Raw genomic sequence first — 14,024 nt, 5'->3', positions numbered from 1 at the left:
TGGCACGGTGTGTCAACGAGGGATGTCCGGTCGTTACACCGAACGGATGGTCCACCGGGGATGATCGGCCAGGGGTGGTACTGGTTTCGGCTCAGACGGTCGCGATGTCGTAGACGGTCGCGGTCGCGGTGAGCGTACGGGTTTCGACGTACTTTCCGTGCTTGGCGGTGAGCTTGTACGTGTGCTTCTCGACGCTGCCCGGCTCACCGCCGCAGGAGAAGGTGAAGGACTCCTTGCCCTGCGCGGGATAGGTGTCGTAGAGGCCCGGCCCGTCCACCGCCAGTTCCACCTCCCGGTCCGCCCCGGTGACCTTCCACTCGATCACCAGCGGCGTCGCCTCGACCGGGAACTCCGAGGCACCCTGCGGGCAGGTCGGCTTCTGCTGGATCCGGAACTCCACGATCTGCACCGGGGAGGTCGCCGCGCCCGGCTTGGTCGCCCCGGTGGAGGTGCCGGGGGCCGGCTTGCCGGGACTGTTGCCCGGCTGGGCGGCGGCGCTGGCGCTCGGGCTCGTGCCGACCCCGGCCTCGCCGGCCGGTGCGGTCGGGGACGCGCCGGGGCTGGTGGATGCGCCACCCGCCGACGGAGCCGGTGCGCGGTCCTTCGCCGAACAGCCGGCCCCGGCCACCGTCAACGCCCCCACCAGCAACGGAAGCGCGAGCCGGCTGGTGATACGCCCCCGCACCCGACGGGCGGGCGGGCCGGCGGGGTCGCCGTCGGCGGTGCGCTGCCCGACGTACCGGCTGGCCACGATCGTGTTCATGGTCGCTCCCTGCGGAACTCGCCCCGGCCGATGATCGACCGGGTGTCGGGTCCCAAGGTAAGGACCGGAGCGGGTCCAGCGAATCCCGCTTTCGTGCCGTCGTCGTGTGGCTACCCGCGAGGCGGGGCGACCCGACCTTCGATCGCCGCGAGGGCGATGTCCCGCCGGTAGTGGGAGTCGGCCAACTCGATCCCCTCGACCAGGGCGTACGCCGCGTCCCGCGCGACCTCCAGGTCCGGGCCGATCGCCGTACCGCAGAGGACCCGGCCCCCGGCGGAGACCAGGGCACCGTCCTCCTCGCGGCGCGCGGTGCCGGCGTGGATGATCCCGGGCCGCTCGGCGCCGGTGATCACGTCTCCGGTACGGGCCGACTCGGGGTATCCGGCCGAGGCGACCACCACCGCGACCCCGGCACCGCCCCGCCAGGTCAGCGGCGGGTGCGCGGCGAGCGTCCCGGTCGCGGCCGCGTGCAGCAGGCCGGCCAGTGGCGTCTCCAGCAGCGCGAGTACGACCTGCGTCTCCGGATCCCCGAACCGCGCGTTGAACTCGATCACCTTCGGTCCGCCGGCGGTGATGGCCAGACCCACGTAGAGCAGCCCGGAGAACGGGGTGCCGCGTCGGCGCATCTCCGCCAAGGTCGGCTCGACCACCCGGGCCATCACGTCGTCGACCAGGTCCGGAGCCGCCCACGGCAGTGGCGCGTACGCCCCCATGCCGCCGGTGTTCGGACCGGTGTCGCCGTCGCCGACCCGCTTGAAGTCCTGTGCCGGCAGCAGCGGCAGCGCCGCCTCACCGTCGGTCACCACGAACAGGGAGACCTCGGGTCCGGCGAGGTACTCCTCGACCACCACCCGGGTGCACTGGGCGGCGTGTTCGAGCGCGCGGGACCGGTCCTCGGTCACCACCACGCCCTTGCCTGCGGCGAGCCCGTCGTCCTTCACCACGTACGGCGCGCCGAACTCGTCCAGGGCGCGGGCCACCTCGTCCGCGTTCGTGCAGGTGTACGCCCGCGCGGTGGGTACCCCGGCAGCCGTCATGATCTCCTTGGCGAACGCCTTGGAGCCCTCGAGCTGGGCAGCCGCCCCGGACGGGCCGAACACCGCGATGCCCTTGGCCCGGATCGCATCAGCAACCCCCGCGACCAGCGGCGCCTCGGGCCCGATCACCACCAGATCAGCACCGGTCTCGACGGCCAGCGCCGCCACCGCCCCCGGATCAACCGCGTCAACGGCCAGCACCTCGGCCACCGCGGCAATCCCCGGATTCCCGGGCGCCGCAACCACCGCCTCAACCGCCGGATCGTCCCTCAACCCGAGCGCGAGCGCATGCTCCCGCCCCCCGCCACCCACCACAAGTACCCGCACGACCCCAGATCCTACGCACCCGGGTGGGACTTGCTCGTTGATCATGAAGTTAGCAACGCCGAAAGGGCGATTTCCTGTCGCTAACTTCATGATCAACGCGGTGGGGCGGGGAGTTATCCACAGGGGGGTGGGGGGGTTTTCCACAGGGGGTGGTGGAGGGGGTAAAGGGCGGTTGGGTGGGGGGATGGATGGGTGGGGGGTTGTTCGGCGGGTGGCGGCTGGGCAGGACGGGGTGGTTACTCGGGAGCAGGCGCTGGCTGCGGGGCTGACGGTGCGGGAGATCGAGCGGCTGTGTCGCAGCGGGAAGTGGCGGCGGTTGGCTCGGGCTGCCTACCTCGTGGACCTGGCGCCGAGTCCGCTGGCCGCGCGGCGAGCCCGGATCCGGGCCGCGGTGGCATCGCTCGGGGAGCTTGCGACGGCGGTGCTCGGGACCGCCGCCGAGTTGCACGGGTTCGCCGGGCTGCGGACGGATCCGAGGATCCACGTTTCCGTACCCGGGCCGGCAGCGCGGCCGCTTCGACCGACGGATCCGGCCGTGGTGGTGCACCAACTCGTCATCCCACCCGAGCAGGCCGGCACGATCGGCGGGATCCGGACCACCACGGCGACGCGTACGGCAGCCGACCTGCTGCTCCGGGTGGACCGCTTTGCCGGCGTGTCGGTACTGGACTCGGCGTTGCACCAAGGGTCGATCACCGAGGCGGACCTGATGGACGTACACGCCATGCTCGCCCGGCGCCGAGGAGCGGTGGCCGCCCGGGAGCACCTGGCGGAGGCGGACGGGCGAGCCGAATCCCCGCTGGAGACCCGGGTACGCCTGCGTTGCGTCGACGGCGGCGTCCCGCCGGACGAGCTACAGCACCCCGTACGCGACGAGGACGGTCACCTGCTCGCCGTGGGTGACCTCGCCTGGCTCCGCGAACGGATCATCGGCGAAGCGGACGGCGCGTCCATTCACGCCACCCCCGAAGCCCTCTACCGGGATCGCCGACGCCAGAACCTGATCGCCAACGCCGGCTGGCGCGTCCTCCGCTTCACCTGGTCCGACACCCTCAACCCCGACTACATCCCCACCACGATCCGCGCCGCCCGCCTCACCCACCCGACCCGTCGATCATGAAGTTAGCGACGGGAAACGTGCGCTGATCCGTCGCTAACTTCATGATCGACGACATAAACCAGGCGGGTCAGAGGAGGGGGTGGCGGACTACGTTTTCTTCTCGGCCGGGGCCTACGCCTACTACGGAGACTCGGGTGCCGCAGAGTTCCTCGATGCGGGCTATGTAGCGGCGGGCGTTCTCCGGGAGTTCAGCCTCGGTACGGGCCTTGGTGATGTCCTCCCACCAGCCGTCGTGCTCCTCGTAGATCGGCGTGGCGTGGTGGAACGCGGTCTGCGTCATCGGCATGTCGCTGAACCGCTCGCCGTCGATCTCGTAGCCGACGCAGATCGGCACCTTCTCCAGCCCGGTCAGCACGTCGAGCTTGGTGACGACCAGGTCCGTGATGCCGTTCAGGCGGGTCGCGTACCGGGCGACCACGGCGTCGAACCAGCCGGTCCGGCGCTCCCGGCCGGTGGTGGTGCCGTACTCGGCGCCGACCTTGCGCAGGTGCATGCCGTTGTCGTCGAACAGCTCGGTCGGGAACGGCCCCGAACCCACCCGCGTGGTGTACGCCTTGGTCACCCCGATCACCTTCGTGATCGCGGTCGGCGGGATGCCCGCCCCCACGCAGGCCCCGCCCGCGGTCGGATTCGACGAGGTCACGAACGGGTACGTGCCGTGGTCCATGTCGAGCATGGTCGCCTGGGCACCTTCGAGCAGCACCGTCTCGCCCCGGTCCAGCGCGTCCCAGAGGATCGCCCGGGTCTCCGCGATGTACGGCCGCAGCCGCTTCGCGTACTCGAGGTACTCCTCGGTGACCGCGTCCACGTCCAGCGCCTTGCGGTTGTAGACCTTGAACAGCATCTGGTTCTTCTCGCGCAGCGCGAGTTCCAGCTTCTTGCGCAGGATGCCCGGGTCGAGCAGGTCCTGCAGTCGGATGCCCATCCGGGCGACCTTGTCGCCGTACGCCGGGCCGATGCCGCGACCGGTGGTGCCGATCCGGGCCGAGCCGAGGTAGCGCTCGACCACCCGGTCCAGTGCCCGGTGGTGCGGCATGATCAGGTGCGCGTCGCCGGAGATCCGCAGCCGGGAGACGTCGACGCCCCGCTCGGCCAGCCCGTCGATCTCGGCCAGGAGCACCTTCGGGTCGACCACCACACCGTTGCCGATCACGATCATCGCGTTCGGCGAGAGTGCACCGGACGGCATCAGGTGCAGTGCGTACTTCTGCCCGTCCGGGGTGATCACGGTGTGTCCGGCGTTGTTGCCGCCGGAGTAACGGACGACGTAGTGGACCTGCTCGCCGAGCAGGTCGGTAACCTTGCCTTTGCCCTCGTCGCCCCACTGCGCCCCGATGAGCACGATCGCTGGCATCTCAACCCGCCTTCGAGGGGCTCGGGTGCCAGGTGGCGACCGCGTGGCGAGCCCGAGGTGTCAGATTAACAAGAAGTGACAGCCCTGCCAGTAGTGGCCGGGAGACAGGCAGGAGGCCACCGCCCGTGTACGACGTGGTGCTGCTCACCCTCGGGTCCGGCCGGGACGGGTCCGCCGGCTGCGGAAGCGGCGACGGATGCTGTGGAACGGGCGCCGAGGGTACCGGTGACAACTGCACCGATACCCCTCGGGTACCGGTGCTGAACTGCGCAGACGCGCTGACTGCGCGGGGCGCCCGGGTGGAGATGGTCACCGCCTCGTCCGACGCGGAGATTGACGAGGTGCTGTCGCGGCTCGACGCGCCGGAGCGCCCCGACGGTCTCACCTGGCCGGACGGGGACAGCAAGACCCGCCTGATCGTCGCCACCGCCAGTGACGGCCAGTTACGCGCTGTAATGCGCCGGATGGTCCGCCGGTACGCCCCACCGCCGAGCCGCCGCCCGGCCGACCTCGCCGGCAACCGTACGGTCCCGGACCTGCCGCCGATCGGACTGCTTCCGCTCGACCCGGCCGGCGCGGGCGCCGGAACTGCCGTGGACCTGGTCGGGCAGCTCGGACTGCCCCGCGAGCCGGCCGAGGTGGCCGCCGCGCTGCTCGACGGCCCGGTCCGCCGGCTCGACCTGCTCCGCAACGACGGCGGCTCGGTCACCCTGGACGGGGTGCTGCTCGGCGGCGGCGACAAGGAGGGCCGGACCATCCCCTGGCGCGGCCGGGTGGAGGTGGACGACACCATCCTGACCAGCGGCGACGACCCGGTACTGGCCTGCGCGATCGGCAACGGGCGGGGGTACACACAGCTCGCCGGGCTGCCGCTGTTGACCGAGGCGGACCCGACCAGCGGCACCATCGAGGTCGCGGTCGCCGTTCCGGTGCTCACCGGCAGCCGCTGGGGCCGCAAGAAGGTACGCATCGAGGTGCGCCGGGCCCGAGGACGCGCGGTCGCGGTCGTGCCCCGCGACGGTGATCTGCCGTACGTGGACGACGGCGTGAGCGGGGACCTGAGCCGGAAACGTTCCTGGTGGATCGAGCCCGGCGCCTGGGCGGTGTACGGCCGCTGACCACGTACGTCGGCCGACAGCCGGGCTCGGTGCCGGGCTGATCGCGTCCGGCGGGCATATCCTCGGGCGGAGCAGGGGGGAGTTAGCCGTGGTGGACGACCAGCCGGACCAGTTCCGCGGGCCGGGCCGGGGGGCGCCGCCCCGTGACGTCGAGCCGTTCTGGCCGCCGGACGAGATCGTCGCCGAGCCGCCGCAGCCGACGGGTGGCAACACCCCGGGGACCCACGGCGGGCCGGGCGCGGGTAGCCCGCCGGTGCCGCCGCACCCGCCGGGAGTCGGCGCGGACGTCGCCTGGGGAGGCGGCCCGGTTCCGCCTCCGGTGACACCCCGGCCGCCCACAACCCCACCGGCCGTACCGCCGGCGCAGGCCGCACCGATGGTGCCCGTGCCATCGGCACCACCGACACCGACGAGTCCTCCGGCGCCGGTCCCCCCGGCCCGCCACGCACCGGAGACCGGGGCCGCCGCCGAGGGCGGCACAACCGGGACCGGGGCCGCCACCAGCGAACCCACCTGGAACAGCACCGCCCGGACCAGTGGAGCTTCCGGGGGCAGCGCCACCGCTGGCAGCGCTACCGGGAACGGGGCGGACGGGGGCAGCGCGGGCGGGCCCGCGCCGACCGGAAGCGAGCAGGCGCAGACGCGGGCGGCGGTCGAGCAGCCGACCCGAGCGTGGCCACTGATCAGTGGCGCGGCCGGAGCGGCGGCCCACCAGCCGCCGGCACAACCGGCACGAGCCGACGACGACCCGGCCCGGAGTTCACCCGGCGCCGGACCGGGACGAGCGCCGGATCCGTGGGCGCCGACCGGAGACACCCCGACCCGGGGTACGGTCCCCGGCCCGGCAACCCCGTCGGTACGCCTCGACGACCCCTTCACCCTGGATGACCTGCTCGCCGGTGGACCCGCCGGACCGGGCGGCACAGCGGGCGGGGCACCCGGCGCCGGGCCACACAGCAACCGGGCGGCGGCACCGGAGTCCCCCTGGGCACAACCGCCGCACCGTCCCGCCGTCGACCCGGCAGCAGCCGCCAACCCCGACTTCGCCAGCCCGTCGGTCCCGGCCGACGCGGCGGCCCCCCATCCTCACCAGCCCTCCATCGCCACCCCGGCACCGCCGACGACAGCGCCACCGGCATCGGCACGGGTGCCACTGCCCGGACAGCCCCAGCCACCGGCACCCCACGGCACGACAGCGGTGGGCAACGCCGGCATCCGTGCCGGCCAGGGCTATCCGCCAGGCGAGACCCACCCGGGACCGGCCAGGCAGGACCATTTCGGGCCAGCAGCGGCCGGTCAGGAGAATCCGGGACCGGCAGCTCAGGACTACCCGGCTTCGGCCCAGCAGGACTACCCGAGGCCGGCCCAACAGGGCTATCCGGGACCAGGGCAGGGGCAGGCAGGGCAGGGCTATCCGGGGCCGGGCGGGACGATGTACGTGGCCGGGGCGGCTGGCGTACCGGGGCAGCCGGGGGTGCCGAGGGCGGCGCCGTACCCGCCGGTGGGGAGGCCCCAGCCGAGGGGCGAGGGTTATCCGGGTGTCGCCGAGGTGCCGCAGCAGCCGTACGGGGAGGCAGCCGGGGTGACCAGGGTGCCGCCGCCGGCGATGACGTATCCGGAGCCGGTCTGGACCCCGGACTCGTCGACCCCCACGGCGGAGGAGTTCGCGCGCCGTCGGGCCAGCCGACCGGCCGACCCGATCGCCACGATGGGCGTACGGGCGGCGGTCAACAAGACCACGCTCGGGCTGGTCCGGCTCTCGCCGGGGCGGCACGAGCAGGAGATCCGGCAGGACATCGAGATGGTGCGCCGGAACTTCGGTGGGCTGCGCCAGGTGACCGTGGTCAACCCGAAGGGTGGCGCGGGCAAGACGGTGGCGATCCTGCTGCTCGCGATGACCTTCGGTCAGAAGCGCGGCGGGTACGTGCTGGCCTGGGACAACAACGAGACCCAGGGCACCCTCGGGATGCGGGCGCAGCAGGACTTCCACTCCCGTACGGTCCGGGACATGCTGCGGGACCTGGGGCAGTTCCAGGTGTCGCACGGGCGGGTCGGGGACCTGTCGCAGTACGTCCGGTCGCAGGGCGAGGGAATGTTCGACGTACTCGCCTCGGACGAGTCGGCGACCGGGGGCGAGATGCTGACCGCCGCCGCCTTCGCGGAGATCCGTGAGGTGGTCAGCCGGTTCTACAAGTTGATCTTCGTGGACACCGGGAACAACGTACGGGCACAGAACTGGCAGGCCGCGATCGACGCCACCGACCAGCTCCTGATCACCATGTCCGCCCGGAACGACTCCGCCGAGACGGCCGCCCGGATGCTCGACCACCTGGAACAGAGCGGCCGGCAGCGGCTGGTCCGGCAGGCGGTGACGGTGGTGTCCATGCCACCGTCACGCAAGGAGATCGACCTGCCGGCGATCCAGCGCCACTTCGCCGCCCGGACCAGGGCGGTGCTGCTGGCGCCGTACGAGCGCTTGATCGACACCGGCGAACCGATCCGGTACGGGCAGCTCTCCGCCGCCAGCCGGGACGCCTGGCTGAAGATCGCCGCCGCGGTGGCCGAGGGCCTGTGACGGGTTCCCCCCGCCCCGGTTGGACCGGGGCGGGGAGCGGACCGGTCAGCGGGACCAGCGGCGGCGCGGACCGGCTCAGGAGCCGGCGAGCGCGTCCCCGGCCTCGGGGTCGCAGTCGCGCAGGAACTGGGCGCAGCGCGCCGCCTCGTCCGACTCGCCGATCTCGCCGGCTGCTCGGGACAGCACGTGCAGGCAGCGCAGGAACCCCTGGTTGGGGCCGTGCGCCCAGGGCACCGGACCGTGCCCCTTCCAGCCGTTGCGGCGCAACTGGTCCAGCCCACGGTGGTAGCCGGTACGCGCGTACGCGTACGCGGTGACGACCTGCCCGGACGCGAGCGCCCGCTGGCCCAGCGCCCCCCAGGCAGCGCTGGAGGTCGGGAAACGCGCGGCGACCGAGGCGTAGGCCTCGTCGGTGTCGGCCTCGATGGCCTCCGCGAGGGCCGCCTCGGCCGCGTCGTCGGCGGGGAGGAGGGTGGCCGGCGGTTCGGGCAAAAGACTCTGCATCGGCCCATTGAACCTGCCCGACCTGGGCGGTCGCGAGGCGGGATACCTCTCGGCCTGACTGAAAGGCTGAGTCGTCGGTCACGCGTGCGGCCGGTGCGGGCGATGGTCGACTCGACTACAAATAGAGGTCCGGAGCCTCCCCAGGACCCGGTAAGGAGAGCCCGGTGACTTCGGTCACCGGGCTCTCGTCCTTCCCGACGCCCTTCCGGGGACCGTCCGATGCCCTTCCGGGAACGCCTGACGCCTTCCGGACCGCCCGGCGTTGGTCGACGGTTGCCGGCGCGGAGGAGGATGGCGGACGTGTCCACACCACCCACCACCCACCTGCTCGAACCGGACGACACCACGGAGTCCGAGATCGAGTCCCGCGCCGAACTCGACCGCCACCTCCGTACCGGGAGTCTCGCCGGGCTGACCGTGCAGGGGCTGCGGCTCGATCTCGACCCGGCACCCGACCTCACCGCCGTCGACCTCACCGACACCCTTTTCGTCGGCTGCCGGTTCGCCTCCCGTCAGGTCGAGGCAGATCTCATCGGGCGGGGCGCCCACCTGCTGCCGCCGTTCACCGCGCTGCCGTACTCGACCCAGCCGCCCCGGCTCTACACCCCGGACGACCTGGTCGCGGGCTTCGGCGACGGTGGTTTCGCCGGCATGTTCGACACCGTGGTCTACGAGCACTTCCGCGCCCACGGCGGGGCGATGCCACCGGTACGGGAGGCGCTGGCGCAACGGATGCACGACCACGGCGTCGACAACGCGCTCGCCGACGCCACCCGGAGCTGGCTGGCCATCCACGGCCCCGGTTCGGTGGTCGGCGTGATGGGCGGGCACGCCGTACCCCGGGGGACCTCGGCGTACCGGCTGGCCGCGACGCTGGGCTGGGAGTTGGCGCGGGCGGACCGGCTGGTGGTCACCGGCGGCGGGCCGGGCGTGATGGAGGCGGCGAACCTGGGGGCGTACCTGTCCGGGCGTACGCCGGAGGAGTTGGCCTCGGCCATCGACCTGCTGGCCGCCGCCCCCGACTTCGCCGACCACGACCGCTACACGGCGGCGGCCCTGCGGGTCCGGGCCGAGTTCGGCCCGGACCCCGACGGTCCCGGGTCGACCACCAAACTCGGCGGGCCGACCACCGGACTCGGCGGGTCGACCACCGGGAACGGGTCGGTGTCGGAGGGCGGTGCACCGCCCGCGCAGCGTGACGGCGAGCGGTCCGTCGTGGCCGACACCGTCGGCTGGGCGCGGCGTGGTGGCCTCTCCATCCCGACCTGGCTGTACGGACACGAGCCGGCGAACCTGTTCGCGGGCAGGATCGCCAAGTACTTCTCGAACGCGATCCGGGAGGACACCCTGCTCCGGCTGGCCCGGGGCGGGATCGTCTTCGCCGCCGGTCGGGCCGGAACGGTGCAGGAGGTGTTCCAGGCGGCGACCAAGACGTTCTACGGCACCGACGGAGCCAGCGGCGCGTACGTTTTCCTCGACCGGGCCTTCTGGACCGAGACGCTGCCGATCGAGTCGCTGCTCCGGCCGCTGTTCGCGCTCACCCCGTTCGGTGACCTGACCGGCTCGATCCACGTCACCGACGACGTGCACGAGGCGGTACGCCTGCTCGTCCACGACTGACCGTCACCGGGTAATACGAAACGGCCGGTCCCCGTTGTCGGGGGACCGGCCGTCAGCGTTCGGAATAGGTCAGCGGGCGAGGGTGGTGCCGGTGGAGCGCAGGTGCTCGCACGCCTCGACCACCCGCTGGGCGAGACCGGACTCGGCCGCCTTGCCCCAGACGCGAGGGTCGTACAGCTTCTTGTTGCCGACCTCGCCGTCCACCTTGAGCACACCGTCGTAGTTGCGGAACATGTGGTCCGCGACCGGGCGGCTGAACGCGTACTGGGTGTCGGTGTCGATGTTCATCTTCACCACGCCGTAGTCCAGGGCTTCCCGGATCTCCTCCAGGAGCGACCCGGAGCCGCCGTGGAAGACCAGGCTGAGCGGCTTGTCCTTGCCGTACTTGGCGCCGACCGCCTGCTGGATCTCGTTGAGGATCTCCGGGCGGAGCTTGACGTTGCCCGGCTTGTAGACCCCGTGCACGTTGCCGAAGGTCAGCGCCGCCATGTAGCGGCCCTTCTCGCCCAGGCCGAGCGCCTCGACCATCTGGAGACCGTCGGAGACGGTGGTGTAGAGCTTGTCGTCGATCGCGCCCTCGACCCCGTCCTCCTCGCCACCGACCACGCCGACCTCGATCTCGAGTACGACGTGCGCGGCGGCGGCGTCGTCCAGCAGCCCGGCCGCGATCTCCAGGTTCTCCGCCACCGGTACGGCCGAGCCGTCCCACATGTGCGACTGGAACAGCGGGGCCTCGCCCCGGGCCACCCGCTCCTTGGAGATCGCCATCAGCGGGCGGACGAACCCGTCGAGCTTGTTCTTGGGGCAGTGGTCGGTGTGCAGCGCGATGTTGACGCCGTACTTCTTGGCGACCTCGGTGGCGAACAGCGCGAACGCGACCGAACCGCCGACCATGTCCTTGATCGAGGGACCGGAGAGGTACTCGGCACCGCCGGTGGAGACCTGGATGATGCCATCGCTCTCCGCGTCGGCGAATCCGCGCAGTGCGGCGTTGAGCGTCTGCGAGGACGTCACGTTGATCGCGGGATATGCGAACCGGCCCGCCTTGGCGCGGTCCAGCATCTCGGCGTAGACCTCGGGGGAAGCAATGGGCATCTCGAACGCTCCTTACTAACCACTTCGGCCGCTACGGCCGCTGTCTCACGTGTACGCGCCGGACCGCGCTGTCCTTCGCGGGCAGTATCCCGCAGGGCGCCCTTGCCGACACAACCGACCCGCATCGACACCGGCCCGACCCGACCCACCTGCTCCGGTGCGGCTCATCGGCGGTCGAACCGGTCCGGTACGAAGACGCTGATCAACCAGCTCACCACCGCCACCACGATGGCTCCCCAGAAGGCCGCCCAGAAGCCGTTCACGTGGAACGGCAGGTCGAACTCGCCGGCGATCCAGTCGGTCAACAGGAACAGCAGCGCGTTCACGACCAGGGCGAACAGCCCCAGGGTGAGGACGTAGAACACGCATCCGACCACCCGGATGATCGGCTTCAGCACCATGTTGACCACGCCGAAGATCACCGCGACGACCAGCAGCGTCAACGCGTTCTCCCCGGTTGACCGGCCGGACACGTCGATGCCGGGCACCACCGCGGTGGTGACCCACAGCGCGACAGCGGTGATCACCAGCCGGATCAGGTAGCCCACCGGCCCATGGTGTCACCGCCACCGCCCGAGGGGATGCCAAACCGGGCTACTGCCACCCGTCCCGTACGGGACGGGCTGTTTGCCGGCACGTGCCCGGCGGACCGGCAGGTCAACCCGTACGGTGAAGGAGCACTGCGGACCGGAGGAGGCGACGATGACCCAGCCCGACGATGATTTTGTCCTCGGCGAGGAGTTCGCCCCCGGCGACCACCTCGACCCGGAGGAAAGGGACCCGGAGGCGCCCGCCGACGATGCCGTCGAGCAGGCATCGTCGGCGGACCCGACCTCTGACGGTCCCCCGTCGGCGACCGACTCGGAGCAGTTGCCCCGTGGCATCGAGGTGGACGAGTGGGACGCCCTGGAGCAGGCCCGGATCATCGGACCGGAGGACGACTACCGTTGAGGGTCGTCAGCGGGTGACCCGGTCCGGATGGGCTTTCACCCACTCCGGCAGGGTGTCGCCGCGCAGGGCGGCGAACAGGTCGTCACCGGCGGCCGGGTCCAGGGAGAGGGATCCCGAGCTGTCGGTCGGGGCGTTGTCGAAATTCCAGCCGATCCCCACCGGCTCCGCCCCGGCCACCTGGACCATGGTCGGCAGCAGGCTCGCGAGCGACGACTTACCGATGTCGGTGACGAGTCCGTCGCCGACGGCCTGAAGGATCTTCGACACCCGGACCGGGTTCGTCAGCACGTCGGTGCTGGTCATCTTCTCCGCCAGAGCGGACGCGAACCGCTGGGCGTTGCGATCCCGGTCGTGCGCGCCCACCGGCAGGGCGTACCGCTGCCGGAGCAGGTCGATCGCGGCGGCACCGTCGAGCCGCTGGCATCCGGCCGGGAATATCCGCCGGGTGTGCAGGGACTGCACCGGGGCGGGCAGGCAGAGTTCGACCCCACCGACGGCGTCGGTGAGCTGGCGCAGCCCGTCGAAGGTGAGCACCCCGGTCCCGTCGAAGGTCAGACCGGTCAGGCCGGTGACCGTCTGCGCGGTCAGTCGGGCCCCGCCGGGCAGGTCCGCGCCGCCACCCGACCGGGTGCTGCCGAGCTGGAACGACTCGGACAGCTTGCCGACCCCGTGACCGGGAATGTCGGCTGCGAGGTCACGCGGGATCGAGACGAGGTACGCCCGACTGCGGTCGCGCGGCACGTGGACGATCAGCACCGAGTCGGCCCGGCCGTTGTTCTGGTCCTGGCCCTCGACCCCGAGGAGCAGGAAGTTCAGTGCCCCGTCCGCTCCGGCCGGTGGGCTCGTTGCCTCCGCAAGCTGTTCGACCTGCGCCGGAGCCGGGACCAGGCCCCGTCCCAGCACCGGTATCCCGACCACGGCCAGTACGGCCAGCGCAGCGCCGGTCGTACGCACGGTCAGGCGGCGGCGCCGACGCCGGGCGGCGATCCGGTCGATGGCCGTACGCAGTGGTCCGACCGGCGGCGCCAGTTCCTCGTGTCGGGCGAACGTCGCCCGCAACTCTTCCTCGATCATCAGCTTGTCTCCACCAGCTCGGCACGAAGGGTGGCCAGGGCACGGGAGATCGACGCCCGTACCGTCCCGACCGCACAGCCGAGTACCTCGGCGATCTCGGCGTCGGGGAGGTCCTCGTAGAAGCGCAGCACCAGGGCGGCCCGCTGCCGCCGGGGTAGTCGGGTCAACCAGCCCCAGATCTGGTCCCGGTCGGCGGCGGTCTGCGCGTGGTCGACCGCCGCGACCGGCGGCTCACCGGGGTCGGCGCGCAGCAGCACCCGTTTGAACCACGAGCCGCGCTGCCAGTCGAGGTACTGGTTGGTCAGCATCCGGCGTACGTAGCGGTCGGGCGAGTCTGCCCGGGCCACCCGGCGCCAGTTGAGCTGGACCCGCACCATCGTTTCCTGGACCAGGTCCTGGGCGAGGTGGGGGTCTCCGGTCAACAGCACCGCGTACCGCAGCAGCGCGGTGAGCCGGGTGTCGGCGAAGTCCGCGTATGTCACTGGC

General features: G+C 71.9%; 13 protein-coding genes. 5 read left to right on the top strand and 8 right to left on the bottom strand.

What is annotated here, in order from left to right; genetic code table 11:
- Positions 1 to 91: 91 nt before the first annotated feature.
- Together OIE47_RS14645 and purD are read right to left on the bottom strand one after the other, a co-directional pair.
- Positions 92 to 763, bottom strand: coding sequence for a hypothetical protein (locus OIE47_RS14645; RefSeq protein WP_326562038.1), 672 nt, complete (start codon positions 761 to 763; stop codon positions 92 to 94).
- Positions 764 to 873: 110 nt separating this feature from the next.
- Entirely contained in the window at positions 874 to 2,127 is a 1,254-nt protein-coding gene (gene purD / locus OIE47_RS14640) for a phosphoribosylamine--glycine ligase (protein ID WP_326562037.1), read from the bottom strand.
- Positions 2,128 to 2,338: 211 nt separating this feature from the next.
- On the opposite strand from purD, the gene OIE47_RS14635 reads away from it, so the two are divergent.
- Positions 2,339 to 3,247 carry a type IV toxin-antitoxin system AbiEi family antitoxin domain-containing protein gene (locus OIE47_RS14635; RefSeq protein WP_326562036.1) on the top strand — a complete coding sequence of 303 codons (909 nt, stop codon included), beginning with the start codon at positions 2,339 to 2,341 and terminating at the stop codon, positions 3,245 to 3,247.
- 67 nt (positions 3,248 to 3,314) lie between these two features.
- On the opposite strand, the gene OIE47_RS14630 is transcribed toward OIE47_RS14635, so the two are convergent.
- Complete coding sequence (locus tag OIE47_RS14630; protein WP_326562035.1) at positions 3,315 to 4,601, bottom strand: adenylosuccinate synthase; 1,287 nt, start codon at positions 4,599 to 4,601, stop codon at positions 3,315 to 3,317.
- A 125-nt stretch (positions 4,602 to 4,726) separates the two neighbouring features.
- On the opposite strand from OIE47_RS14630, the gene OIE47_RS14625 reads away from it, so the two are divergent.
- Positions 4,727 to 5,719, top strand: a complete 993-nt coding sequence (locus OIE47_RS14625; protein WP_326562034.1) for a hypothetical protein — start codon at positions 4,727 to 4,729, stop codon at positions 5,717 to 5,719.
- 679 nt (positions 5,720 to 6,398) lie between these two features.
- Positions 6,399 to 8,294 carry a chromosome partitioning protein gene (locus OIE47_RS14620; protein ID WP_442792155.1) on the top strand — a complete coding sequence of 632 codons (1,896 nt, stop codon included), beginning with the start codon at positions 6,399 to 6,401 and terminating at the stop codon, positions 8,292 to 8,294.
- A gap of 75 nt (positions 8,295 to 8,369) precedes the next feature.
- Here OIE47_RS14620 and OIE47_RS14615 read toward each other — a convergent pair whose 3' ends face one another.
- Positions 8,370 to 8,798 (bottom strand): DUF3151 domain-containing protein, encoded by a 429-nt coding sequence (locus OIE47_RS14615; protein ID WP_326562033.1) that lies wholly within the window; start codon positions 8,796 to 8,798, stop codon positions 8,370 to 8,372.
- A 291-nt stretch (positions 8,799 to 9,089) separates the two neighbouring features.
- Here OIE47_RS14615 and OIE47_RS14610 point away from each other — a divergent pair, with 291 nt between their 5' ends.
- The gene (locus OIE47_RS14610; RefSeq protein WP_442792096.1) at positions 9,090 to 10,418 is read left to right on the top strand and encodes an LOG family protein; all 1,329 of its coding nucleotides are present in this window, start codon (positions 9,090 to 9,092) and stop codon (positions 10,416 to 10,418) included.
- Between the two features lie 69 nt (positions 10,419 to 10,487).
- On the opposite strand, the gene fbaA is transcribed toward OIE47_RS14610, so the two are convergent.
- The gene (gene fbaA, locus OIE47_RS14605; protein WP_326562031.1) at positions 10,488 to 11,513 is read right to left on the bottom strand and encodes a class II fructose-bisphosphate aldolase; all 1,026 of its coding nucleotides are present in this window, start codon (positions 11,511 to 11,513) and stop codon (positions 10,488 to 10,490) included.
- A gap of 164 nt (positions 11,514 to 11,677) precedes the next feature.
- Positions 11,678 to 12,061: a phage holin family protein gene (locus tag OIE47_RS14600; protein WP_326562030.1), complete on the bottom strand. Its 384-nt coding sequence runs from the start codon at positions 12,059 to 12,061 to the stop codon at positions 11,678 to 11,680.
- 154 nt (positions 12,062 to 12,215) lie between these two features.
- On the opposite strand from OIE47_RS14600, the gene OIE47_RS14595 reads away from it, so the two are divergent.
- Positions 12,216 to 12,464 (top strand): hypothetical protein, encoded by a 249-nt coding sequence (locus OIE47_RS14595; RefSeq protein ID WP_326562029.1) that lies wholly within the window; start codon positions 12,216 to 12,218, stop codon positions 12,462 to 12,464.
- Between the two features lie 6 nt (positions 12,465 to 12,470).
- Here the strand turns inward: OIE47_RS14595 and OIE47_RS14590 are convergent, their stop codons facing one another.
- Positions 12,471 to 13,538, bottom strand: a complete 1,068-nt coding sequence (locus OIE47_RS14590) for an LCP family protein (RefSeq protein ID WP_326562028.1) — start codon at positions 13,536 to 13,538, stop codon at positions 12,471 to 12,473.
- Positions 13,538 to 14,020, bottom strand: coding sequence for a SigE family RNA polymerase sigma factor (locus tag OIE47_RS14585; protein ID WP_442792154.1), 483 nt, complete (start codon positions 14,018 to 14,020; stop codon positions 13,538 to 13,540). The genes OIE47_RS14590 and OIE47_RS14585 overlap by 1 nt, the downstream gene beginning before the upstream one ends.
- Positions 14,021 to 14,024: the final 4 nt, after the last annotated feature.

The organism is Micromonospora sp. NBC_01796 (assembly GCF_035917455.1).
Lineage (GTDB): Bacteria > Actinomycetota > Actinomycetes > Mycobacteriales > Micromonosporaceae > Micromonospora_G.
This window is presented reverse-complemented; position numbering and strand designations above follow the sequence as displayed.